The 450-nt window shown below is 63.3% G+C and carries 1 protein-coding gene and 1 pseudogene; both read right to left on the minus strand.

Annotation, left to right across the window (positions count from 1 at the left end; all coding sequences use genetic code 11):
• On the minus strand, positions 1–230 hold a 230-nt coding region (locus tag AC5RWU_RS24630; RefSeq protein ID WP_493986791.1), incomplete at its 3' end, for an SDR family NAD(P)-dependent oxidoreductase.
• A 55-nt stretch (positions 231–285) separates the two neighbouring features.
• Positions 286–450: pseudogene (locus tag AC5RWU_RS24635) on the minus strand (steroid 3-ketoacyl-CoA thiolase); the annotation flags it as partial.

The following is a 450-nucleotide window of genomic DNA, read 5'->3' on the forward strand; positions in this document are numbered from 1 at the left end:
AGGGCAAAGTCGACAACCTTCCTACTGTCGTCAGCCACTGCAGTGTTGCCCTGGACCGCCGTCGCTTCACCGCCGACGGCCCGGATACCCTCGACCACACTCTGCGCAGCATCGAAGTGGAGGTCGGCGACGACCACCTTGACGCCGAGTGATGCGAGCTCGTTCGACGTCTCCTTACCAATGCCGGAACCACCGCCTGTGACGATCGCTACCTTGCCATTCAATGCCATTCGATACTCCTTCTCGATGGTTCAGCGGGCAAACCGCCGTGTGATCCCCCACGCGTCATCCGTCCGAGAGACGCTCCAGGATGGTGACGTTGGCGAGGCCGCCGGCCTCACATACAGCCTGCAGGCCGAAACGACCGCCGGTGTCCTCAAGGTGATGCAGCATCGTCGTCAGAATCCGGGTACCCGAGGCGCCGAGTGGGTGTCCCAGCGCGATCGCCCC

It is taken from the genome of Arthrobacter sp. B0427-1-12 (genome assembly GCF_059092905.1).